21 protein-coding genes are annotated in these 22,571 nt (G+C 72.8%); 17 read left to right on the top strand and 4 right to left on the bottom strand.

The window, feature by feature from the left end:
- Positions 1 to 5: 5 nt before the first annotated feature.
- Both FB458_RS06130 and pdhA read right to left on the bottom strand, forming a co-directional pair.
- Positions 6 to 980: an alpha-ketoacid dehydrogenase subunit beta gene (locus FB458_RS06130; RefSeq protein WP_141847668.1), complete on the bottom strand. Its 975-nt coding sequence runs from the start codon at positions 978 to 980 to the stop codon at positions 6 to 8.
- Positions 980 to 2,170 (bottom strand): pyruvate dehydrogenase (acetyl-transferring) E1 component subunit alpha, encoded by a 1,191-nt coding sequence (gene pdhA, locus FB458_RS06135; protein ID WP_425460836.1) that lies wholly within the window; start codon positions 2,168 to 2,170, stop codon positions 980 to 982. The genes FB458_RS06130 and pdhA overlap by 1 nt, the downstream gene beginning before the upstream one ends.
- Positions 2,171 to 2,529: 359 nt before the next feature.
- Between pdhA and FB458_RS06140 the strand changes: the two genes are divergently transcribed.
- Positions 2,530 to 3,531: a hypothetical protein gene (locus FB458_RS06140; RefSeq protein WP_141847669.1), complete on the top strand. Its 1,002-nt coding sequence runs from the start codon at positions 2,530 to 2,532 to the stop codon at positions 3,529 to 3,531.
- A gap of 20 nt (positions 3,532 to 3,551) precedes the next feature.
- On the opposite strand, the gene hisC is transcribed toward FB458_RS06140, so the two are convergent.
- Positions 3,552 to 4,694, bottom strand: a complete 1,143-nt coding sequence (hisC, locus tag FB458_RS06145) for a histidinol-phosphate transaminase (RefSeq protein ID WP_141847671.1) — start codon at positions 4,692 to 4,694, stop codon at positions 3,552 to 3,554.
- 48 nt (positions 4,695 to 4,742) lie between these two features.
- Here hisC and FB458_RS06150 point away from each other — a divergent pair, with 48 nt between their 5' ends.
- The 11 genes from FB458_RS06150 to paaI all read left to right on the top strand — a co-directional run bounded on the left by FB458_RS06150 (position 4,743) and on the right by paaI (position 16,296).
- Positions 4,743 to 5,138, top strand: coding sequence for a phage holin family protein (locus FB458_RS06150; protein ID WP_141847674.1), 396 nt, complete (start codon positions 4,743 to 4,745; stop codon positions 5,136 to 5,138).
- Between the two features lie 4 nt (positions 5,139 to 5,142).
- Positions 5,143 to 5,760: an L-threonylcarbamoyladenylate synthase gene (locus tag FB458_RS06155; protein WP_141847676.1), complete on the top strand. Its 618-nt coding sequence runs from the start codon at positions 5,143 to 5,145 to the stop codon at positions 5,758 to 5,760.
- Between the two features lie 67 nt (positions 5,761 to 5,827).
- A complete protein-coding gene (locus FB458_RS06160) occupies positions 5,828 to 6,862 on the top strand; it encodes a LacI family DNA-binding transcriptional regulator (protein ID WP_211355947.1) in 1,035 nt (344 codons plus the stop codon).
- Positions 6,863 to 7,086: 224 nt separating this feature from the next.
- Positions 7,087 to 8,415 carry an ABC transporter substrate-binding protein gene (locus tag FB458_RS06165; protein ID WP_141847680.1) on the top strand — a complete coding sequence of 443 codons (1,329 nt, stop codon included), beginning with the start codon at positions 7,087 to 7,089 and terminating at the stop codon, positions 8,413 to 8,415.
- A gap of 2 nt (positions 8,416 to 8,417) precedes the next feature.
- A complete protein-coding gene (locus FB458_RS06170; protein ID WP_141847682.1) occupies positions 8,418 to 9,431 on the top strand; it encodes a carbohydrate ABC transporter permease in 1,014 nt (337 codons plus the stop codon).
- Positions 9,424 to 10,263: a carbohydrate ABC transporter permease gene (locus FB458_RS06175; protein WP_141847683.1), complete on the top strand. Its 840-nt coding sequence runs from the start codon at positions 9,424 to 9,426 to the stop codon at positions 10,261 to 10,263. The genes FB458_RS06170 and FB458_RS06175 overlap by 8 nt, the downstream gene beginning before the upstream one ends.
- Positions 10,260 to 12,812, top strand: coding sequence for a glycoside hydrolase family 2 protein (locus FB458_RS06180; RefSeq protein ID WP_141847685.1), 2,553 nt, complete (start codon positions 10,260 to 10,262; stop codon positions 12,810 to 12,812). The genes FB458_RS06175 and FB458_RS06180 overlap by 4 nt, the downstream gene beginning before the upstream one ends.
- Positions 12,809 to 14,263, top strand: a complete 1,455-nt coding sequence (locus FB458_RS06185) for a GH1 family beta-glucosidase (protein ID WP_141847687.1) — start codon at positions 12,809 to 12,811, stop codon at positions 14,261 to 14,263. The genes FB458_RS06180 and FB458_RS06185 overlap by 4 nt, the downstream gene beginning before the upstream one ends.
- A gap of 90 nt (positions 14,264 to 14,353) precedes the next feature.
- Positions 14,354 to 14,671 carry a DUF1905 domain-containing protein gene (locus FB458_RS06190; RefSeq protein WP_246061088.1) on the top strand — a complete coding sequence of 106 codons (318 nt, stop codon included), beginning with the start codon at positions 14,354 to 14,356 and terminating at the stop codon, positions 14,669 to 14,671.
- A gap of 15 nt (positions 14,672 to 14,686) precedes the next feature.
- Complete coding sequence (locus FB458_RS06195; RefSeq protein ID WP_141847689.1) at positions 14,687 to 15,859, top strand: 3-hydroxyacyl-CoA dehydrogenase NAD-binding domain-containing protein; 1,173 nt, start codon at positions 14,687 to 14,689, stop codon at positions 15,857 to 15,859.
- Positions 15,856 to 16,296: a hydroxyphenylacetyl-CoA thioesterase PaaI gene (gene paaI / locus FB458_RS06200; RefSeq protein WP_246061089.1), complete on the top strand. Its 441-nt coding sequence runs from the start codon at positions 15,856 to 15,858 to the stop codon at positions 16,294 to 16,296. Before FB458_RS06195 ends, paaI begins: the two co-directional genes overlap by 4 nt.
- 3 nt (positions 16,297 to 16,299) lie before the next feature.
- Here the strand turns inward: paaI and FB458_RS06205 are convergent, their stop codons facing one another.
- A complete protein-coding gene (locus FB458_RS06205; RefSeq protein ID WP_141847691.1) occupies positions 16,300 to 17,217 on the bottom strand; it encodes a serine protein kinase RIO in 918 nt (305 codons plus the stop codon).
- Between the two features lie 532 nt (positions 17,218 to 17,749).
- Here FB458_RS06205 and FB458_RS06210 point away from each other — a divergent pair.
- The 5 genes from FB458_RS06210 to FB458_RS06230 all read left to right on the top strand — a co-directional run bounded on the left by FB458_RS06210 (position 17,750) and on the right by FB458_RS06230 (position 22,472).
- Positions 17,750 to 18,676, top strand: coding sequence for a hypothetical protein (locus FB458_RS06210; protein ID WP_141847693.1), 927 nt, complete (start codon positions 17,750 to 17,752; stop codon positions 18,674 to 18,676).
- 18 nt (positions 18,677 to 18,694) lie between these two features.
- On the top strand, positions 18,695 to 19,708 hold the full coding sequence (locus FB458_RS06215; RefSeq protein ID WP_141847695.1) for a S41 family peptidase: 1,014 nt from the start codon (positions 18,695 to 18,697) through the stop codon (positions 19,706 to 19,708).
- A gap of 126 nt (positions 19,709 to 19,834) precedes the next feature.
- Entirely contained in the window at positions 19,835 to 20,752 is a 918-nt protein-coding gene (locus FB458_RS06220; RefSeq protein WP_141847697.1) for an ABC transporter substrate-binding protein, read from the top strand.
- Positions 20,749 to 21,702 (top strand): amino acid ABC transporter permease, encoded by a 954-nt coding sequence (locus FB458_RS06225; RefSeq protein WP_211355948.1) that lies wholly within the window; start codon positions 20,749 to 20,751, stop codon positions 21,700 to 21,702. The genes FB458_RS06220 and FB458_RS06225 overlap by 4 nt, the downstream gene beginning before the upstream one ends.
- A complete protein-coding gene (locus FB458_RS06230) occupies positions 21,699 to 22,472 on the top strand; it encodes an amino acid ABC transporter ATP-binding protein (RefSeq protein WP_141847699.1) in 774 nt (257 codons plus the stop codon). Before FB458_RS06225 ends, FB458_RS06230 begins: the two co-directional genes overlap by 4 nt.
- Positions 22,473 to 22,571 lie beyond the last annotated feature (99 nt).

A 22,571-nucleotide genomic window follows, 5' to 3' on the forward strand; every position in this document is an offset into this window, starting at 1 on the left:
CCCTCTCAGAACGCCATGGCGCGGTCGACGCCGTCGAGCACGCGGTCGAGGTCGGGGAGGAACTCCTCCTCCACCCGGCTCGGCGGGTAGGGCACGTCGTACCCGCCCACCCGGAGCACGGGGGCCTCGAGCGAGTAGAAGCAGCGCTGCGTCACGGCGGCGGCGATCTCGGCCCCGAGCCCGCCGGTGACCGACGCCTCGTGGACGACGACGAGCCGGCCGGTCTTGGTCACCGACGCGCACAGGGTGTCGAGGTCGAGCGGCGCCAGCGAGCGCAGGTCGACGACCTCGAGGCTGCGGCCCTCGTCGGCGGCGGCCTGGGCGGCCTGCAGGCAGGTCTTGACCATGGGGCCGTACGCGGCGACGGTGCAGTCGGTGCCCTCGCGGGCGACGACGGCGTCGTACAGCCCGGCGGTCGGGGTGTCGAGGTCGACCTCGCCCTTGTCCCAGTAGCGGCGCTTGGGCTCGTAGAAGATCACCGGGTCGTCGGTGGCGATGGCCGCCTGGATGCCCCAGTACGCGTCCTGCGGCGACGCGACGGAGACGACGCGCAGGCCCGCGGTGTGGGCGAAGTACGCCTCGTTGGACTCGCTGTGGTGCTCGACCGCGCCGATCCCGCCGCCGACGGGGATGCGGATGACCATCGGCAGCGAGACCTTGCCGAGCGAGCGGGCCCGCATCTTGGCGACCTGGCTGACGATGTGGTCGAAGGCCGGGTAGACGAAGCCGTCGAACTGGATCTCGACGACCGGCCGGTAGCCGCGCAGCGCCAGCCCGATCGCGGTGCCGACGATGCCGGCCTCGGCGAGCGGGGTGTCGATGACGCGGTCCTCGCCGAAGTCCTTCTGCAGGCCCTCCGTGACGCGGAAGACGCCGCCGAGCTTGCCGATGTCCTCGCCCATGAGGACGACCTTCGGGTCCTTCTCCATGGCGGCGCGCAGGCCGTTGGTGAGCGCCTTGGCGATGGTCAAGGTCGTCATCAGTGCGCCCCCTCGAAGCTGGCCTGGTACCGCACGAACTCCTCGCGCTGCGCGGCGACGTGCGGGTGCGGCTCGACGTACACGTGCTCGAACATCGACGCGCCCTCCGGGTCGGGCATGGCGAGCGTGCCCTGGCGCACGTGTGCGGCGAGCTCGTCGCCCTCGGCCTCGACCTGGTCGAAGAACGCGGCGTCGGCCTTGCCCTCGTGGGCCAGCCAGGCCTTGAGCCGCGCGATCGGGTCGCGCAGCTTCCACACCTCGACCTCGGCCGAGACGCGGTACTTCGTCGGGTCGTCGGACGTCGTGTGCGCGCCCATCCGGTAGGTGTAGGCCTCGACGAGGAACGGGCCCTGACCCGAGCGGGCCTCCTCGAGCGCGTGCTTGGTCACGGCGTAGACGGCGAGGACGTCGTTGCCGTCGACCCGGACGCCGGGGAAGCCGAAGCCGCGGGCGCGCTGGTAGAGCGGGATGCGGGTCTGCTTCTCGTTGGGCTCGGAGATGGCCCACTGGTTGTTCTGGCAGAAGAAGACGACCGGCGCGTTGTAGACCGCGGAGAAGCCGAAGGACTCGCTGACGTCGCCCTGGCTGCTCGCACCGTCGCCGAAGTAGGCGATGACGGCCGCGTCGCGGTCCGGGTCACCGGTGCCGACGGCGCCGTCGCGCTGGATCCCCATGGCGTAGCCCGTCGCGTGCAGCGTCTGGGCGCCGATGATGATCGTGTAGAGGTGGAAGTTCTTCTCGTTGGGGTCCCAGCCGCCGTTGTTGACGCCGCGGAACATCCCCAGCAGGTTGAGCGGGTCGACCCCGCGGCACCAGGCGACGCCGTGCTCGCGGTAGGTCGGGAACGCGTAGTCCTGCGGCTTGAGCGCGCGGCCGGAGCCGACCTGGGCGGCCTCCTGGCCGAGCAGGCTGGCCCAGATGCCGAGCTCGCCCTGGCGTTGCAGCGCGGTCGCCTCGGCGTCGACGCGGCGGATGAGGACGAGGTCGCGGTAGAAGCCGCGCAGCTCGTCGTCGGTGAGGGCGTCGACGTACGGCGCGTACGGCGCCCCGTTCGGCGTCTCGACCCGCTCCCCCTCGGGGGTGAGCAGCTGGACCATGTCCGGCCCGCCGTCGCCCACCGCGGGCGTCGGGGCGGTGAGGTCCGCGGTCGTCGGGTCCCCGCCGGGCGGGGTCGTGGTCGGCTGTGTCACTCCGGGTCGCTCCTTGCTGCCGGTCGGTCGGACCGGCCTCGTCGGGTCCGGGCGGCCGCGGGGGTGACCGGCGGTGGCCCGTGACGGCCTCCCGTGGCGCGGGCGGTGGTGACCGCGGCGCCCCGTCGTGCCGTGCGAGGCACAATCTAGCCCGGTCCGGGGGTGTCTCCGTACGCACGCACCGTGCCCGGGCCCCGTCGCGGACACCTCCGTCACCTCCAGCACACCGTGCACGGTGTCCGGGGCGTCACGACGGTGTGCGCACCGGTCGTCCACAACCCCCCGGAGCGCAGGGCGTTGTCCACAGCTCCAGCCTCGGGGCCAGGTCGGCGCTGGCGCGGGACGACAGGCTCGGTCACATGACCCCTGTCCCCCTCGTCCCGGTCGAGCTCGCGGCCATGGCCGACGCGGACGGCCTCGTCCGTGTCGCCGACCTGCGCCGGTACGGCGTCACCGCTCGGGAGATCGCCCGCTGGTCCGCCTCCGGGGTGCTCAAGCCCCTCGTGCGGGGGTGGTACTCCCTCGCGCAGGACGACGACCGGTCGGCCTGGGAGCGACGCCGACACGACCACGCCCAGCGAACCCGTGCGCTCGTCCTCCAGCTGGACGGGGCGGCGGTGGCCAGCCACCACTCGGCGCTCGTCATGCACGGGCTGCCCACCTACGCCGCCGACCTGCGCCAGGTCCACCTGATGAGGACGCAGGACGACCACTCCCGCCGCCGACCCGGGCTGACCCTGCACCGATGCGTCGACGGAGCCGGGCACGACGCGACGTCGGTCGAGCCGGCCGTCGCCGTGGTGCAAGCGGGACTGCTCGGGAGCGCGGTGAGCTCGCTGGTGGCGGCCGACGCAGCCGTCCACCGTGGACTCGTCACGACCGACGCGTTGGACGAGGCCCTCGACCTTCTGCGCGGGCCGGGTTCCGCCGGGGTCCGGCGCATCCTGGGCCACGTGGACGGGAAGGCCGAGTCGCCGGGTGAGACCCGGACGCGGCTGGCGCTGACGCTCATGGGTCTGACGCTGGAGTCGCAGTACGCGGTCACGGACGGGGACTTCCTCGCCGTCTCCGATCTGCGGGTCGCCGGGACCCGCCTGCTCGTCGAGTTCGACGGGTTCGTCAAGTACTCGCGGGCCGACCCCTACCGGCTCGAGCGGTGCCCCAGCGACGTCCTGGTGACGGAGAAGGTCCGCGAGGACCGACTGCGCGAGCTCGGGTGGGTCGTGCTGCGCATCATCTGGTCCGAGCTGGACGACGTCGCCGTCCTGCGGCGCCGTGTCGAGCGCGCTCTCGCGCTCGCCGACGCCACCGCGCAGACCCTCGTCACGCTCGGCACACCGTCCCCGGTGTCCGGACTGTGACGACGGTGTGCGCGATGCGGTCAGCGGGGGCCGAAGGAGCGGGCGACCTCGAGCAGGCGGGTGTTGGCCTCGGGCTCGGCGATCGTCACGCGGACGCCGTCGTCGCCGTACCGCCGCACGACGAGACCCGCCGCGTCGCACGCGGCGGCGAAAGCTGCCGACTCGGCGCCGAGCGGGAACCACACGAAGTTGGCCTGCGACGCCGGCAGCCGCCAGCCCTGCTCGGCCAGGCCGGCCGACACCCGCTCACGCTCGGCGACCAGCGCCGTCACCCGCTCCCGCAGCTCGCCGTACGCGTCGAGCGAGGCGATGGCCGCCGCCTGCGCGATCGAGCTGACCCCGAACGGCGTCGCGGTCTGCCGCAGCGCCGCCGCGACCCGCGGGTGGGCGACGGCGTACCCGACGCGCAGCCCCGCGAGCCCGTAGGCCTTGGAGAAGGTGCGCAGGACCATGACGTTCGGGTGCGCGCGCCATACGGCGACCGCGTCGGGGGCGGCGTCGTCGGTGACGAACTCGAGGTAGGCCTCGTCGAGGACGACGAGCACCGTGCGCGGCACCCGCGCGAGGAACGCGTCGAGCTCGGCGGCGGTGACGCTCGGGCCGGTCGGGTTGTTCGGCGTGCAGACGATGACGACCTTGGTCCGGTCGGTCACCGCGTCGGCCATCGCGTCGAGCCGGTGGCGGCCGTCCGGCCCGAGCGGCACCTGCACCGACACCGCCCCGGCGACGGCCACGACGATCGGGTAGGCCTCGAACGAGCGCCACGCGTAGACGACCTCGTCGCCCGCGTCGCACATCGCCTGGACGACGTGGCTGAGCAGGCCCACGCTGCCGGTGCCGGTCGCGACGTTCTCCGGCGACACCCCCACGGCCTCGGCGATCCGCGCGGTGAGCGCGGTGACGGCCATGTCGGGGTACCGGTTGATGGTCGCCGCGGACTCGGCGACGACCTTCTGCACCGACTCGAGCGGCGCGTACGGGTTCTCGTTGCTCGAGACCTTGTAGGTCACCTGGCCGGGCAGAGCGGCGGCCGGCTTGCCGGGCACGTACGCCGGCAGCGCGGCCAGCGCCGCGCGCAGCCGCACCTCCTCGGTGTCGCTCAGCGGCGGCTCCTCCTGGGGCTCACTGGGCGGCGTCACGGACGGCTCGGCGACGGTGCTCATGCCGTCACGGTAGCGCCGCGGCTCACGCCGCCGTGCCACGATGGAGCCATGACCACGCTCGTGCGGATCGGCCTCAAGACCGGTGTCAACGCCGTCGCCCTGTGGGTCGCGGGCGCCCTCATCGCCGGCATCGACTTCGCCCGCGGGTCGTCGGCGACCGGCACGGTCGTCGGCGTCGTCCTCGTCGCGCTCGTCTTCGGCCTCGTCAACGCCGCGGTGAAGCCGGTCGTCAAGTTCTTCTCGCTGCCGCTGATCTGGCTCTCGCTCGGGCTCTTCACCCTCGTCATCAACGCGCTCATGCTCGAGCTGACGTCGTACCTCTCGGGCCAGCTCGGTCTCGGCTTCCACGTGCAGTCGTTCTTCTGGGACGCGGTCCTCGGGGCGCTCGTCGTCAGCGTCGTCTCGATGCTGCTCAACGCCGTCCTGCCCGACGACCGGCGCTGACCCGATGGCCCGTTTCGTCGACATCCACCCCGAGGACCCGCAGGCCCGAGCGGTCGGCCAGGTCGTCGACCGGCTGCGCGACGGCGCCCTCATCGCGTACCCGACGGACTCGGGCTACGCGCTCGGCTGCACCGTCGGCAACCACGACGGCAAGGACCGGATCGCCGCCATCCGGCACCTCGACGACAGGCACCACTACACGCTGGTGTGCCACGACTTCGCCCAGCTGGGCCAGCTCGTCCAGGTCGACAACCGCGTCTTCCGGTCGGTCAAGGCCGCGACCCCCGGGCCGTACACGTTCATCCTGCCGGCGACGAAGGAGGTGCCGCGGCGGCTGCTCCAGCCGAAGAAGAAGACCGTCGGCGTGCGCCTGCCGGACCACCGCGTGACCCGCGCCATCCTCGAGGCGCTCGGCGAGCCGCTGCTGTCGAGCACCCTCATCCTGCCCGGCCACGAGGACGCGATGACCGAGGGCTGGATCGTCAAGGACGAGCTCGACCACGTCGTCGACGTCGTCGTCGACGGCGAGTGCACCGCCGTCCCGACGACGGTCGTCGACTGGTCCTCGGGCTACCCCGAGGTCACGCGCGTGGGTGCCGGGGACCCGACCCCCTTCGAGTGAGTCGCCGTACGGCGCCCCGGCGAGACGTCGTACGGCGTCCTCGCCCGGGTCTGGGAGGATGCCGGGCGTGAGCAGCGGGCGCCGGGAGCGGGTCACCATCAGTGACATCGCCGCGCGCCTGGGCATCAGCAAGGCGTCGGTGTCCTACGCGCTCAACGGCCGGCCCGGGGTGAGCGCGGAGACGCGCGAGCGGGTACTGGCGCTCGCCGACGAGCTCGGCTTCCACGCGAGCTCGGCCGCGGTCGCGCTGTCCGCCGCGCGGACCGGGACGATCGGCATCGTCATCGCCCGCGACCCCGAGGTGATCACCGCCGAGGGCTTCTACATGCGCACGCTCTTCGGGGTCGAGCAGTACCTCAACGACGCCGACGGCCAGCTGCTGCTGCGCCTGACCGGGGAGCGCGGGGAGGACCTGCACGTCTACCGGCGCTGGGCCCGCCAGGGCCGCGTCGACGGCTTCATCCTCTACGACGAGCACGACGACGACCCGCGCGTGCCGCTGCTGCACTCGCTCCAGGTGCCGGGCGTCATGGTCACCTCGGTGGCCAAGGAGGACGGCATCGGCCGGCTCGTCACCCCGGAGAGCGAGACGGTGCGGGTCATGCTCGACCACCTGAAGTCGTTGGGGCACAAGCGGATCGCGCACCTCAGCGGCCCGACGGCGTACCTGCACGAGCGGGTCCGGGTCGAGACGATGCAGCGCGAAGGCGAGGACCGCGGGCTCGCCGTACGCCACGTGGAGGGCACCTACGAGTTCGCGTCCGGTGAGGAGGCGACGACCCGGCTGCTCGGGCTCTCGGCGCGCACCCGCCCGACCGCGATCGTCGCCGGCAACGACATCATGGCCACCGCGGCCCTCAAGGCGGCCGCCGACCTCGGCGTCGGCGTCCCCGACCAGCTGTCCGTGCTCGCCTGGGACGACTCGGTGCTGTGCCACACCTCGCGCCCGCGGCTGACGGCGATGGACCACGGCCTCATGGAGAAGGCCCGTCTCGCGACCGACCTGCTCTACCACCTCATCGACGGCGGCACCCAGACCCACCGGGTCTCCCCGGTGGGCACGCTGCTCGTGCGCGACACCACCGGTCCGCTCGCCCGCTGACCCGTCCGGCACCGTCGGCGGACCCACCCGAATCGGATTCGGCCCACTCGGCTCGGGTCAGGACCCGAGCCGACCGACCCGAATCCGATTCGCAGAGGTCACGATCAGGTCACGAACTTAACCGGTTCGATTGACCTTCTTAACCGGTTCGGCAATGCTCGCTGCACCCGCCTCCACCCGCCGATCCCGGCCCGGGAGGCCCAGCAAGGACAAGGGAGTCCACCGTGACACGACGTGCCATCCTCGTCGCCGCCACCGTGCCCGTGCTCGCCCTCTCGATCGCCGCCTGCAGCAGCAGCAGCGGTTCGAGTGGCGGCTCGGGGGGCACCGCAGCGGCCGGCACCACGCTCACCTACTGGGCGAGCAACCAGGGCACCAGCCTGGACAACGACAAGGAAGTGCTCACCCCGGTCCTGCAGAAGTTCCAGCAGCAGACGGGCATCAAGGTCAACCTCGAGGTCATCGGGTGGAACGACCTGCAGACGCGGATCCAGACGGCGATTACCTCCGGCTCCGGTCCCGACGTCCTCAACATCGGCAACACGTGGGCCTCCTCCCTCCAGGCCACCGGCGCCTTCCTGCCGTACGACGACTCGGCCATGCAGGCCATCGGCGGCAAGGACAAGTTCGTCAAGGCCGCCCTCGACACCGGCGGCGCGCCCGGTCAGGACCCGACGTCGGTCCCGCTCTACGGTCTGGCCTACGGCCTCTACTACAACAAGGCCATGTTCAAGGCGGCCAACCTCCAGCCGCCGACGACGTGGGAGGAGATGGTCAGCGCCGCGCAGAAGCTGACCGACCCGGCCAAGCAGCAGTACGGCTTCTCGCTCGCCGCGGGCAGCTACACCGAGAACGTGCACTTCGCGTTCATCAACGGCAGCCAGAACGGCGGCAGCTGGTTCGACGACAAGGGGAAGCCGACCTTCACCGGCGACGAGAACGTCCAGGGCGTCCTGCGCTACCTCGACCTCATGCAGAAGGACAAGGTCGTCAACCCCAGCAACGCGCAGTACGACAACGGCACCAAGTCGGTCAACGACTTCGCCACCGGCAAGGTCGCGATGATCCTCAACCAGAACAACGCCGACAACTCGATCCAGTCCAACGGCATGAAGTCCGACGCGTACGGCGTCGTGCCCTTCCCCTCCCCGAGCGGCGGGCAGAAGATCGCCACCTTCATCGCGGGCATCAACCTGTCGGTGATGGCCAACACGAAGAACAAGGACGCGGCCCTGCAGTTCGTCAAGTACATGACGTCGGCCGAGACCCAGAAGACCCTCGACAAGCCGTTCGCGGCGCTGCCGGTGCTCCAGGGCGAGACCCCCGTCTTCACGGACAACGCCGAGGAGGCCAAGACCTTCCAGGACATCTACGCGAACATGTCCAAGCCGCTGCCGCTCGTCGCGGCCGAGGACCAGTTCGAGTCCACCGTGGGCAAGGCGATGAACTCGATGTTCGCCAAGATCGCCACCGGCGGGACCGTCTCCGCCGACGACGTCAAGTCCGCGCTGAAGGACGCGCAGGACCAGGTCACCGCGGCGGCGGGGGGCTGAGCATGAGCGCCGGCACCACCACCGTCGGCGCCGGCACCGCCGCGCGCACGGCGGGCGCCGAGGCGGGGCGTCGTACGCGACGCTCCCGCCTCACGCGCCCGCCGTCGCGCGGGAACCGCTGGCTGCCCTACGCCCTGCTCGCCCCCGCGGTGGTCATGGAGCTGCTCGTCCACATCCTGCCGATGCTCGTCGGCATCTGGATGAGCTTCGTGCGGCTGACCAAGTTCTTCCTCGCGAACTGGTCGGCCGCCCCGTGGAGCGGCCTGGCCAACTACCGCGTCGCGGTGGACCTCGACTCGAGCATCGGGCAGAAGCTCCTGGTCTCCTTCGGCGTCACCCTGGGCTTCTCCCTCGCCGCCGTCGTCTTCTCCTGGGGCCTCGGCATGGCCGCCGCCGTCGCGCTGCAACAACCCTTCCGAGGACGCGGTGTCGTGCGCACCCTCTTCCTGGTGCCCTACGCGTTGCCGGCCTACGCCGGCATCCTCACCTGGAACTTCATGCTCCAGCGCGACACCGGCCTGGTGAACCACCTGCTCGTCGACAACCTGCACCTCACCGGCGACCGGCCCTTCTGGCTGCTCGGCTCCAACGCGTTCGTCTCCATCGTCGTCGTCGCCGTGTGGAAGCTGTGGCCGTTCGCGTTCCTCACGATCATGGCCGGTCTGCAGTCCGTGCCCACCGAGCTGTACGAGGCCGCGTCCGTCGACGGCGCGGGCAACGTGCGCCAGTGGCGCTCGATCACCCTCCCGTCGCTGCGACCGGTCAACCTCGTCCTCGTGCTCGTCCTGTTCCTGTGGACGTTCAGCGACTTCAACACGCCGTACGTGCTCTTCGGCACCGGGCAGCCCACGGGCGGCGACCTCATCAGCTTCCATATCTACAACGCGTCGTTCCTCACCTGGAACTTCGGTCTGGGGGCCGCGATGTCGGTGATGCTCCTGCTCTTCCTGCTCGTCGTCACGGCGGTCTACCTCGTCGCCACCAACCGCCGCGAGAGGACCCCGCGCCATGCGTGACACCGTCGGCTTCAAGACGTTCCGCGCCGTCGTCCTCGTCGTGCTCGGGCTCTTCGTCCTCGTCCCGCTCTACGCCATGGTCACCTCGGCGCTCAAGCCGCTGCGCGACGTGCAGGGCACCTTCACCTGGTGGCCGAGCACGATCACCGTGTCGCCGTTCGTCGACATGTGGTCGACCGTCCCCCTGGCCCGCTACTTCGTCAACAGCGTCGTGGTCTCCGGGGCCGCGACGGTGGCCAGCGTCGTGCTGGCGGTGCTGTCCGCCTTCGCGGTCTCGCGCTTCACCTTCCGCGGGCGCTCGGTCTTCACCACGACGGTGCTGTCGACGCAGATGTTCCCGGGAGTCCTCTTCCTGCTCCCCCTCTTCCTCATCTTCACCAACATCCACTCCACCACTGGTCTCCAGCTGGTCGGGTCACGGCTCGGCCTGATCGTCACCTACCTGACCTTCACGCTCCCCTTCTCGATCTGGATGCTCGTCGGATACTTCGACTCGATCCCGCGCGAGCTGGACGAGGCGGCCATGGTCGACGGCTGCGGCCCGATGGGCGCGCTGTGGCGGGTCGTGCTCCCCGCGGCCCGTCCGGGCGTGATCGCCGTCGCCATCTACGCCTTCATGACCGCCTGGGGCGAGGTCCTCTTCGCCTCCGTGATGACCAACGACACCAACCGCACCCTGGCCGTCGGGCTGCGGGAGTACTCGACCCAGACCAACGTCTACTGGAACCAGATCATGGCCGCCTCGCTCGTCGTCTCGATCCCCGTCGTCGTCGGCTTCCTGCTGGCGCAGAAGAACTTCGTCGCCGGCGTCACCGCGGGGGCGGTCAAGTGAGGACACCCCTCCACGCGTCCTGGACCCTGCGGGCCACGGGCGGCCAGGTGCCGCCCGAGCTGGTGGACCGCGAGGTCCCGGCCACCGTCCCCGGCACCGTGCACACCGACCTGCTCGCGGCCGGGCTGGTCCCCGACCCCTATCTCGACGAGAACGAGGCCGCCCTGCAGTGGGTCGGCCGGACGGCGTGGCGCTACACGGCCCCGCTGCGGCTCGACCCGCCCCGCCCGGGGGAGCGGGTCGAGCTCGTCCTGCTCGGGGTCGACACCGTCGCCGAGGTGCGCCTCGACGGGCACCACCTCGGCTCGCCGCGCAACCAGCACCGGACCCACCGGTACGACGTCACGCCGCACCTCGGTGCCGACGCCGACCACGAGCTCGTCGTCGACCTCGCCGCCCAGCTCGACGCGGCGGAGGCGATGAGCACGAGCCAGGGGCCGCGGGTGCACACCAACGCCCACCCCTTCAACGCCGTCCGCAAGATGGCCTGCAACTTCGGCTGGGACTGGGGCCCGGACCTCGTCACGGCCGGCCTGTGGCGCCCGGTCCTGGTCGACCGCTGGCGCACGGCCCGCCTGGGTGACGTGCGTGCGCTCGTCACCGTCGACGGCGACACCGGCCGCGTCGAGCTGCCCGTCGACGTCGTCCGCGACCCGGCGGCCACCAGCCCGGTGCCGCTGCGGGTCACGGCCCGCGTCCACGGTCACGGCCTCGACGTGGGGACGACCGCCGAGACGACCAACGGCCACCTCGTCGTCGCGCTCGACGTCCCCGGCGTGCGGCGGTGGTGGCCCCGCGGCCACGGCGACCAGCCGCTGTACGACGTCGAGGTGACCCTCTCCGACGCGGCGACCGGCGACGTCCTCGACACGTGGGGGCGTCGTACGGGCTTCCGGTCCGTCGCGCTGGACACGGCCCCGGACGCCGACGGCACCCCGTTCGTGCTGTCGGTCAACGACGAGCCCGTCCTCGTGCGCGGGGCCAACTGGATCCCCGACGACTGCTTCCCGCACCGCGTCGACCGCGAGCGCTACGCGCGGCGGCTCGCCGACGCGACCGAGGCCGGGATGAACCTCCTGAGGGTCTGGGGCGGCGGGCTCTACGAGTCCGACGACCTCTACGACCTGTGCGACGAGCAGGGCGTCCTGCTCTGGCAGGACTTCCTCTTCGCCTGCGCCGCCTACGCCGAGGAGCCCCCGCTCTCCTCGGAGGTCGTCGCCGAGGCGACCGAGGCCGTCACCCGGCTCGCCCCCCACCCGAGCCTGGTGGTCTGGAACGGCAACAACGAGAACCTCTGGGGCCACGGGGACTGGGACTGGAAGGCCGAGCTCGGCGACCTCTCCTGGGGGCGCGGCTACTACCTCGACGTGCTGCCCCGGCTGCTCGAGCGGCTCGACCCGACCCGCCCCTACTCCCCCGGCAGCCCGTGGTCGTTCGACGAGACCCGGCACCCCAACGACCCCGACCACGGCACGATGCACGTCTGGGACGTCTGGAACCGTGAGGACTACACGCTCTACCGCGACTACCGCGCGCGGTTCGTCAGCGAGTTCGGCTACCAGGGTCCCCCGACCTGGGCGACGCTGACCCGCGCGCTGCACGACGAGCCCCTCGGCCCCGACTCGCCCGGCATGCGGGCGCACCAGAAGGCCGAGGACGGCGACCTCAAGCTGAGCCGCGGTATCGCGCCGCACCTGCCCGTCCCCGCCGACCCGGTCACCGACCTCGAGGACTGGCACTGGGCCATGCAGCTGCAGCAGGCGCACGCCGTCGCGTTCGGGATCGAGCACTTCCGCTCGTGGCACCCGCGCAACGCGGGCACGATCGTGTGGCAGCTCAACGACTGCTGGCCGGTCACCTCGTGGGCGGCCGTCGACGGCGACGGCCGGCGCAAGCCGCTGTGGTTCGCGCTGCGGCACGCCTACGCCGACCGCGTCCTCACCGTGCAGCCGCGCGACGGCGGTCTCGCCCTCGTCGCCGGCAACGACACGGGTGAGCCGTGGCGTGGCTCCGTCGACGTGCGCCGGCTGCGTCTCGACGGCACCCAGCGCGCCATGACCACGGTCGCCCTCGACGTCCCCGCCCGGGGCACGCACACGGTGACGCTGCCGCGCGCGGTGGTGACCGACGTGTCGCCGTACGACGAGCTGCTCGTCGCCACCGCACCCGGCGCACGGACGGTGCACTGGTTCGCCGAGCCGAAGGACCTCGCGCTCGTCGACGGGTGGGCCGAGGCGGTCGCCGAGCCCGAGGCCGGCGGCTGCTCGGTGCGGGTCACCGCCGCGAGCGTGCAGCGCGACGTCTGCCTGCTCGTCGACAAGGTCGACCCCGACGCGACCGTCGACGACGGGATGGTCACCGTGCTGCCCGGCGAGACGCACGTCTTCCACGTCCGCGGCGCCGTCGGCGCCGACCCGACCGAGCTCACGTCCGCCCGCGTCCTGCGCTCCGCCAACCAGCTGCTGCGGCACCGCGGCGGCGACCCGGCCGACGGCGGCCGCACCGACCCGACCACCCGACCGCTCACGACCTCAGGAGCCTCCGCGTGACCACCACCCCCACCCCCGTCCGGCCCGCGACGGCGACCGCCCTCGACCCGCGGCTGACCTTCCCGGAGGGGTTCCTCTTCGGCAGCGCCACGGCGAGCTACCAGATCGAGGGCGCCGTCGCCGAGGACGGCCGCACGCCGTCGATCTGGGACACCTTCAGCCACACCCCGGGCAAGGTGCGCCGCGGCGAGACGGGCGACGTCGCCGCCGACCACTACCACCGGATGCCGCAGGACGTCGCGCTGATGAGACGGCTCGGGCTGCAGTCCTACCGGTTCTCGGTCGCGTGGCCGCGGGTCGTGCCGCACGGCCGCGGACCGGTCAACGCCGCCGGGCTGGCGTTCTACGACCGGCTCGTCGACGAGCTGCTCGGCGCCGGGATCCAGCCGATCGTCACGCTCTACCACTGGGACCTGCCGCAGGAGCTCGAGGACGGGGGCGGCTGGGCGGCGCGCTCGACCGCCGAGGCGTTCGGTCCGTACGCGACGGCCGTCGCCGAGGCCCTCGGTGACCGCGTGCACACGTGGACGACGCTCAACGAGCCGTGGTGCTCGGCCTACCTCGGCTACGCCTCCGGGGTGCACGCGCCCGGCCGCACCGACGGCGAGTCGGCGCTCAAGGCCGTGCACCACCTCAACCTCGCGCACGGTCTGGCGTGCCAGGCCGTCCGCGCCGTGCTCCCCTCGGCGCGGATGTCCGTCACGCACAACCTGCACGTCGTCCACCCGGCGGACCCGTCGTCGGCCGACGACCTCGACCTCGTGCGTCGGATGGACGCCCTGGGCAACCGGGCCTTCCTCCAGCCGCAGCTCGAGGGGGTGCTGCCCGACGACCTCGTCCAGGACACCGCCCACGTCACCGACTGGGGCTTCGTCCAGGACGGCGACCTCGCCGACATCCACCAGCCGCTCGACGTGCTCGGCGTCAACTACTACACGACCTCGGTCGTGCAGAAGTGGGACGGCGTGAGCCCGCGGGTCATGGAGGACGGGCACATGGTCAGCGAGCACGTGCCGTGGGTCGGGATCGCCGACGCGGACTTCGTGCTCGAGGACGGGCTGCGGACCGCGATGGGCTGGCTCGTCGACCCGTCCGGCCTCACCGAGCTGCTCGTGCGGACCAGCCGCACCTACCCCGACCTGCCGCTCATGGTCACCGAGAACGGCGCCGCGTTCGCGGACGAGGTCGTGCTCGAGGACGGGGAGCCGCGGGTGCACGACGAGCTGCGCACGGACTACGTACGGACGCACCTGCTCGCCGTCCGCGACGCGATGGACGCCGGCGCCGACGTGCGCGGCTACCAGCTGTGGTCGCTGCTCGACAACTTCGAGTGGGCCTGGGGCTACGACCGCCGCTTCGGCATCACCCACGTCGACTACGACACCCAGGAGCGCGTCCTCAAGGACTCGGCGCTGTTCTACGCCGACGTCATCGCCGCGAGCGGCGCCTGACCCGTCGAGACACAGGAAACCCCACGTCAGGCAGGCCCTCGGCTCGCCAGGACGTGGGGTTTCCTGTGTCCGGACGGGGATGATGGGGCCGTGGCGGACGAGGGCGGCTGGGAGTACGACGTCGAGGTGACGGTCTGGGAGACCGAGTCCTTCGCCAAGTGGGCCTTCGTCACGCTCCCGCCGGACGTCACCGACGACATCGACGCCCGGACGGCGCGGCTACCGCAGCGCGGGTTCGGCGCCGTCAAGGTCGAGGTCGCGATCGGCGGGACGGTCTGGCGCACCTCGGTCTTCCCCGACACCCGCCGCGGGGGGCTGATCCTGCCGCTCAAGAAGGCGGTCCGCACCGCCGAGGGGGTCGCCGTCGGCGACACCGTCCGGCTCGCGCTGCGCGTCGTCGACGCCTGAGGGCAGGATGGGGGCATGGAGGCACAGGGGCAGGTGGCCGTCGTCGGGGCCGGGGCGATGGGCGCCGGCATCGCGCAGGTCGCCGCCACGGCCGGGCACCCGGTGCACCTCGTCGACGGGCGCGACGGCGCGGCGCGGGCCGCCGTCGACGGGATCGTCCGCCGGCTCGACGACCGCGTCGCCCGCGGCCGTACGACCCGCGAGGAGGCCGACGCCGTCGCCGACCGGCTGCACGTCGTGGCCGCCGTCACCGACCTGCCCGAGTGCGCCCTGGTCCTCGAGGCGGTCACCGAGGACCTCGCCGTCAAGCAGGCGCTGCTCCACGAGATCTCGGACCACCAGCCCAGCACCACGCTCCTGGCCAGCAACACCTCCAGCCTCGACGTCGACCGGATCGCCGACGCCGTCGCCTCCCCCGAACGCGTCCTGGGACTGCACTTCTTCAACCCCGCGCCGGCGATGCCGCTCGTCGAGGTCGTCGCCGGTGAGCGGACCGCGAGCGCGTACGTCGACTTCGCCGCCGACCTCGTGCGCGCCTGGGGCAAGACGCCGGTCCGCTGCCGCAGCACCCCCGGCTTCGTCGTCAACCGGGTCGCGCGGCCGTTCTACGGCGAGGCGTTCCGCATGCTCGCCGACGGCGTCGCCGGCTCGGCGACGCTGGACGCGGCGCTGCGCGGTGCCGGTTTCAAGCTCGGCCCGCTCGAGCTGACCGACCTCATCGGCCAGGACGTCAACCTCGCCGTCGGCACGAGCGTGTGGGAACAGACCGACCGCGACCCGCGCTACGCCCCGGTGCCGCTCCAGCAGGACCTCGTCGCGCAGGGGAGGCTGGGGCGCAAGAGCGGTCACGGCGTCTTCCGGTACGACGCCGCCGGGCACGCCGTCGACGCGCAGCCGGACGAGGCTCGCGTCGCCGAGCTGGTCGGCGGTCCGCTCGTCACCGACCCGGTCGCGCGCACCCTCGCCATGCTCGTCAACGAGGCGGTCGACCTCGTCGACCGCGGGGAGGCGAGCGCCGAGGACGTCGACCTCGCGCTGCGGCTCGGCGCGGGCTACCCGCGCGGCCCGATCGAGTGGGGACGCGAGCTCGGGTACGACGTCGTCGCGCAGCAGCTGCGCGAGCTCGACGCCGCCTTCCCGGGCGGTCGCTACCGTCCGAGCCCCGCACTGACCCGGGAGCACGCGTGACCGACGCATCGCAGGAAGCGTCCTCCCAGGACGACACCGGCTTGGCCCACGCCCGCCGGATGTGGGCCGACGACCGCGCGTCGGCCGGTCTCGGCATGGAGCTCGTCGAGCTGACGACCGACCGGGCCGTCGTCCGGATGACCGTCGACGAGCGGATGGTCAACGGTCACGGCATCGTGCACGGCGGCTTCGTCTTCACCCTGGCCGACTCCGCGTTCGCACTGGCCTGCAACAGCCGCGGCGCCCTCACCGTCGCCGCCGGCGGCGACGTCACCTTCGTCAGCAGCGCGCACGAGGGCGACGTCCTGCTCGCCGAGGCGGTGGTGCGGGCGTCGTACGGGCGCAGCGGTCTCACCGACGTGCGGGTGACCCGCGAGGGCGACGGCGCGCTCGTCGCCGAGCTGCGCGGCCGCTCCCGCAGCCTGCCGCCGCGCTGAACGTCACCGGAACGACGCCCCCCACGCCTGCGTGACGAGCTCGCCGAACAGCTCGTCGGCGTCGACGTCGAGCCCGCGCGAGCGGAACCACGACGTGACGTTGCGGCAGTCACGCAGCAGGAAGTCCTGCCCGGCCGGGTTGGCGACGATGTCGACCAGCTGGGGCAGGTCGATGAGGACGAGCCGCTCCCCGGTGGCGAGGATGTTGTAGGGCGACAGGTCGCCGTGCGCGGCCCCCATCGCCGCGAGGTCGGCCATCGCGTCCCGCAGCTGGTGCCAGTACTCGGCCAGCAGCTCCGGGCCGGGGCGCGCCGGGGCCAGCCGCGGCGCCGGGTCGCCGTCAACACCGGTGACGAGCTCCATGAGGATCTCGGTCCCGTCGACCTGGACGGGATAGGGCACCGGGACGCGCGCCTCGTACAGCCGCACGAGCGCGTCCCACTCGGCGAAGGCCCACTGCCCCGCCGCGACCGCGCGCCCGTACGACGTCCCGCGCTGCAGCGCGCGGGCGTCGCGCGAGCGCCGGACGGTGCGGCCCTCGGTGTAGGCGGCGGAGCGGTGGAAGGTGCGGTGCTCGCTCGAGCGGTACCGCTTGGCGGCGAGCACGCAGCCGGGGCCGTCGGGCACCGCCCGCTCGAGGAGGAACACGTCGGCCTCCTTGCCCGTCTTGAGCACGCCGAGGTCGGTGTCGACGGCGGCGCGGTCGACGACGAGCCAGTCCGGGGGCGGCTGCGGGCCGCGCGAGAGCGGCTCGACGTCCCAGTACGTCGTGAAGCGCTGGCCGTCGTCGACGTCGTCGACCTCGTGCCAGTCGGTGACGAAGCGGGGGTCGACCCCGCTCAGGGGGTCGGACGCGTCGGACGGGTCGGACGCGTCAGCGAGGACGCCGTCCGGGGTCGTGCGGGTGCTGCGAGAGGTCATGTCGGGTGCTTCCGTGGAGGAGATGGTCGGCGGGCGCGCCGAGGACAGCGATGGACATGTCACGGCTCCTCTCCACGGGCCGGCGCAGGTCGCCGGGCTCGGGCACCAGGGTCGCCGTACGGCGTCCGACGCACAAGCGGTTTTCCCAGGGACCGGTCCGACACTCGTGCGAAGACGTCGACCGGGTGGCCCGCCCTGGCCGCGTGCTGACGATCCCGCTGACCAAGGTCGTGTCCGCCGACCTCGTCCCCGGGGACGACGCGCGCGAGCTGGCGACCCGCAAGCTCGCCGGTGGACGGTTCGGCGACGTCACGGCCGGCACCTTCGACAGCGCCGACGGGAGGGTCTTCCTCCTCACCAGCGGGGCCCGACGGCACTGCGCCTCGTGCTGCGCGACCACCTCTACGCCCTCGTCGTCGTCGACACCCCGCAGGCGGCCGACCTCGCGCGGCGGGTCCGGGCGGCGCGCGCCTGAGGGCGGGTGTCCGGGACCACGTCGGACGGGAGCCCGCCGACGCGGGAGGATCGGGGGGTGAGCGACGAGGACCATCCGCGGCGTGAGCCGGCCGTCGCCGAGGCGCAGGAGGTCCTGCTCTCGGTCGTCGACCGACGGCTCACGGGGGACCTCACCGACCCCGCCGTCCTCGCCGCGGTCGTCGCGGTCGAGCGGCTCACGGTCGCCCTGCGCACCACCGACACCGCGACCCTCACCCGCGCCCTGAGCGAGGGTGCGGGCGCCGTCCCCGACGCGTCCCGGCCCGGGCACGACCTCGCCGAGCTGCTCCAGGAGGGCTACGGCCAGGTGCTCGAGGGGCTCAACCGCCGCGCCGACGGCCGCGACAGCGACGCCGCCCTCGTCAACCCCGACGGGGGCGCCTTCGAGATCGTCACCGACGCGTCGCTGCTGCGGGCCGCGGTCCGCGCCGCGCAGGGCTCGATCGACGCGATGCCCTACTACCGGGAGCGGTACGGCGCCCGCGGCTCCCGGTTCGCCTCCACCGACTCGGCCTGGCTCGTCTCGCTCGCCCCCCTGCCCGCGGACGTCGCGGTGCAGCAGGTGGGCTGGCTCAGCCGCGTCCTCGCCGGCCGCGGGATGCCGTCGTGGCTCATGGAGGTGCACCTGCGCGCCCTCGTCGACGAGGTCGCCGCGGCCGCCGGTCCGCAGGCCGTGGGCTCGCTGCCCGAGGCCGAGCGCTCGCTCACGCAGGTGCGCCGCACCCACGTCGACGACGAGCTCCTGCTCGCCGCGGAGGAGTGGGCCGACGAGACCGCCGGGTACGCCGTCCCCGTGCCCCGCGCCGGGCTGCTCCTCGCGGCCGCCGTCGCCGACGTCCGGTCCGGCCTGGTCCGCGACGACCACGCCCTCGCCGGCTGGGTCACCGACCCCGCGCACTCGTCCGTGGGTGCCGCGACCGCGCTCGCCGAGGTGCGCGAGCGGGTGCTCGCGCAGGCGCGCTGAGCGGGGGACGATGAGCCCGTGCCCCACCGGTCGCCCGCGCTGACGCCCGCGGCCCTGCCTGCGGGCCTGCTCGCGGGCCTGCTCGCCCTCACCGCCTGCACGGCGGCCCCCGCCCCCCCGCCGCCGTCACCGACCGGGACGACGGCGACGACCCCGACCGCGTACGCCGTCGCGGCGACCGCGCTCGTCGCCCAGAGCCTCACGGCGGAGGACAACGTCGCCTCGCTGCGCGAGATCGCGCTGGAGAAGGCGCGCTCGCGCACGAGCGTCGCGGCGACGTACGACCCGATCCGCGCCATGCTCGTCGGCGTCGGCCAGGCCCAGGCCGATCTCGCGCCCCCGGGCAGCGCGGCGGCGGTGCCGCCCTCCCCCGGCCGGCCGTCGGCGTCCACGACCGACGGGGTCACGGTGCTCACGCTGCCCGGCTTCGCCGACCTCACCGCGCTGGTCGGGACCGGGCCGCCGTCGCCGGCCGAGGCGTCGTACGCCCGGGCGGGCGCGGCGGCGGTCGCCAACGCCGCCCGGACGACGACCTGCGGCTGGGTCGTCGACGTCCGCGGCAACGCGAGCGAGGACCTCGGGGCCCTGCTCGGCGCGGTCGCCCCGTTGCTGCCGGCGGGGACGGTGCTGCAGCGGGTCGACCGCGAGGGCCACCGCGACGAGGTCACCCTCGACGACGACGCCGTGCGGGCCGGGGGCCGGCTGCTCGTGCCGCTCGACCCGGTCGGGCGGCACGACGACCAGCCCGTCACCGTCCTGCTCGACCGCGGCACCGCGGTCGCCGGCGAGGGGGTGGTGCTCGCCTTCCGGGGCCGCTCGGGCGCGCAAAGCCTGGGGGCGGCGTCGTACGGCGACGCGGTGGACGCGACGGTGCACCGGCTCGCCGACGGCGCGACGCTGCGCGTCGTGCGCTGGCGGCTGGCCGACCGCGACGGCGCCGTCGCGACCGGGCCGGTGCGCCCCGACGTCGCCGTCACCGGGGACGCGCTGGGGTCCGCGCGCTCCGACGTCGCTGCGCGCTGCGGGGGCTGAGCGCCGGGCGACCCCGCGTCACGATCTCTCGTCGATCGAGCGGAACCGTGACTCCCCCGCAACACGGCGGTGGCAGGATGCGTCCACCGGCCGTCCGGAACGCCGGTCACAGCGAGAGGAAACCGCATGTCCCGTCGTCCCCTGTCCGTCGCCGTCGCGCTCGCCGCGACCCTCGGCCTCGCCGCCTGCGGGTCCAACTCGCTCGACACCGGGTCGGGCTCCGGGGGTGGTGGGGCCGCGACCACCGGGTCCGGTCCGACCACGACCGCCGCCGTCGACTCGGCCCTCGCGGCCAAGCTGCCCGCCTCGATCAAGTCCGCCGGCGTCATCAAGGTGGGCACCGACGCGACGTACGCGCCCAACGAGTTCCTCGGTGGTGACGGCAAGACCGTGCAGGGGATGGACGTCGACCTCTTCGACGCGGTGGCCGCCCGCTTCGGGGTCAAGGTCGAGTGGCAGCCCGCCTCGTTCGACTCGATCATCCTCGGCGTCACCGGGGGCAAGTACGACATGGGCATCTCGAGCTTCTCCATCACGGACGAGCGCAAGAAGCAGGTCAACATGGTCAGCTACTACACGGCAGGGACGCAGTGGGTGACGCAGACCGGGAACCCCAAGAAGGTCAACGCGGACGATGCCTGCGGGCTGACCATCGGCGTGCAGAAGGCGACGACGCAGCAGGACGACCTCACCGCGCGCAGCAAGAAGTGCACCGACGCGGGTAAGCCGGCGATCAACCTCGTCGTCCAGGAGGGCCAGGACCAGGTCACCGCCGACCTCGTCGGCGGCAAGACGGTGGCCATGGCGGCCGACTCGCCGGTGGCGCTCTACGCGGTCAAGCAGACCTCCGGCGCGCTCGAGGCGCTCGGCGAGGCCTACGACTCGGCGCCGTACGGCTGGGTCGTCCCCAAGGACCAGACCGACTTCGCCCAAGCCCTCGTCGACGCGCTCAAGGCGGCCGACTCGGACGGCTCCTACAAGGCGGCGCTGAGCAAGTGGGGTGTCGAGAAGGGCGCCATCACCGACTTCGCCGTCAACCCGTGACTGAGGCCACCGGTGACCGCCCGGGCGCCATCGACGCCCGGGCGGTCCGCCACCCGTGGCGGTGGGTGGCGATCGTCGTCATCGCGGTGCTCGTCGCGATGGTCGTCAGCTCGTTCGTCACCAACCAGCGGTGGAACTGGAGCGTGGCCTTCCAGGTCATGAACCAGAACCCCGTCCTCGACGGTCTGGTCAAGGGCACGCTGCTCGGCACCGTGGGGGCGATGGTCGTCGGCATCGGCCTGGGCGTGCCGATCGCCGTCATGCGGCTGTCGCAGAACCCGGTGCTGCGCGGGGTGTCGTTCGTCTTCACGTGGTTCTTCCGGGCGATCCCGCGCTACGTCCTGCTCATCGTCATCGGCACCGGGCTCGGGTTCCTCTACCCGCAGCTGACCTTCGGGCTGCCCTTCGGCGAGCAGCTGGCCGGCTTCCTCGGCCTCTCGCAGGACACCTTCACCGTCGCCAGCGTCGGGACCTTCTCGGTGACGAGCTCGATCTGGGGAGGCATCCTCGGGCTCGGCCTCTCGGAGGCCGCCTACATGGCCGAGATCGCCCGCGCCGGCATCCAGTCCGTCGACCGGGGCCAGACCGAGGCGGCCCAGGCGCTCGGGATGAGCTCGGGCAAGGCCATGCGCCGGGTCGTCCTGCCGCAGGCGATGCGGGTCATCGTCCCGCCGACCGGCAACGAGACGATCGCCATGGTCAAGGACACCTCGCTGCTCAGCGCGATCCCCGTGTCGGCCGAGCTGTTCAACCAGACCCGCGCCATCGGGACGCGGACGCTGCAGATCATGCCCGCGCTGGCCGGCGCGACGATGTGGTACCTCATCATCTGCTCGGTCCTCATGGTCGGGCAGTACTACCTCGAGCGGCGCTTCGGCCGCGGGTTCGGCGTGTCCGGCCCCGCGCGGCCGCGGCGCTTCGCCCGGCCCGGCGGGAGCGGTGGCGCATGAGCGAGCAGGCCCTCGTCCACGCCGTCAACGTCCACAAGGCGTTCCACGGCACCGACGTCCTCAAGGGCATCGACCTCGACGTCCACAAGGGTCAGGTCGTCTGCCTGCTCGGCCCGTCGGGGTCGGGCAAGACGACGTTCCTGCGCTGCGTCAACCAGCTCGAGACGATCGACGGCGGCCGGATCTGGGTCGACGGCGACCTGCTCGGTCTCGAGGACCGCGACGGCGCGCTGCACCGGCTGGGGGACAAGGCGATCGCCCGGCAGCGCTCGGAGATCGGCATGGTCTTCCAGCGCTTCAACCTCTTCCCGCACATGACGGCGCTCGAGAACGTCATGGAGGCGCCGGTGCAGGTGCGCGGCGAGAAGAAGAAGGCCGTCAAGGAGCGCGCCCTCGGGCTGCTCGAGCGCGTGGGCCTCGCCGACAAGGCGGCGTCGTACCCGGCGCAGCTGTCCGGCGGGCAGCAGCAGCGCGTCGCCATCGCCCGGGCGCTCGCGATGCAGCCCAAGCTCATGCTCTTCGACGAGCCGACGTCGGCGCTCGACCCCGAGCTCGTCGGCGAGGTCCTCGCCGTCATGCGCGAGCTCGCCGGCCAGGGCATGACGATGCTCGTCGTCACCCACGAGATGGCCTTCGCGCGCGACGTCGCCGACACGGTCGTCTTCATGGACGGCGGCGTCGTCGTCGAGCAGGGCGACCCGCACGACGTCATCGGCAACCCCCAGCACGAGCGCACCAAGGCCTTCCTGCGCCGCATGCACACCGGCTGACCTCCGCGCGACGGTGGGACACCCCACATGTTGCTGCCGATGGACCGCGCACCGACGGTCCAGAGGCAGCAACATCTGGGGTGTTCCTCGTCCAGGCGT

The sequence above is a fragment of the Lapillicoccus jejuensis genome (assembly GCF_006715055.1).
Taxonomy (GTDB): Bacteria; Actinomycetota; Actinomycetes; order Actinomycetales; family Dermatophilaceae; genus Lapillicoccus; species Lapillicoccus jejuensis.

Bases quoted from the DNA above. Each gene is read 5' to 3' on its own strand.
- FB458_RS06130 (WP_141847668.1), bottom strand. From the start codon at position 980: ATGACGACCTTGACCATCGCCAAGGCGCTCACCAACGGCCTGCGCGCC.
- FB458_RS06140 (WP_141847669.1), top strand. From the start codon at position 2,530: ATGACCCCTGTCCCCCTCGTCCCGGTCGAGCTCGCGGCCATGGCCGAC.
- hisC (WP_141847671.1), bottom strand. From the start codon at position 4,694: ATGAGCACCGTCGCCGAGCCGTCCGTGACGCCGCCCAGTGAGCCCCAG.
- FB458_RS06150 (WP_141847674.1), top strand. From the start codon at position 4,743: ATGACCACGCTCGTGCGGATCGGCCTCAAGACCGGTGTCAACGCCGTC.
- FB458_RS06155 (WP_141847676.1), top strand. From the start codon at position 5,143: ATGGCCCGTTTCGTCGACATCCACCCCGAGGACCCGCAGGCCCGAGCG.
- FB458_RS06170 (WP_141847682.1), top strand. From the start codon at position 8,418: ATGAGCGCCGGCACCACCACCGTCGGCGCCGGCACCGCCGCGCGCACG.
- FB458_RS06175 (WP_141847683.1), top strand. From the start codon at position 9,424: ATGCGTGACACCGTCGGCTTCAAGACGTTCCGCGCCGTCGTCCTCGTC.
- FB458_RS06195 (WP_141847689.1), top strand. From the start codon at position 14,687: ATGGAGGCACAGGGGCAGGTGGCCGTCGTCGGGGCCGGGGCGATGGGC.
- FB458_RS06205 (WP_141847691.1), bottom strand. From the start codon at position 17,217: ATGACCTCTCGCAGCACCCGCACGACCCCGGACGGCGTCCTCGCTGAC.
- FB458_RS06220 (WP_141847697.1), top strand. From the start codon at position 19,835: ATGTCCCGTCGTCCCCTGTCCGTCGCCGTCGCGCTCGCCGCGACCCTC.
- FB458_RS06230 (WP_141847699.1), top strand. From the start codon at position 21,699: ATGAGCGAGCAGGCCCTCGTCCACGCCGTCAACGTCCACAAGGCGTTC.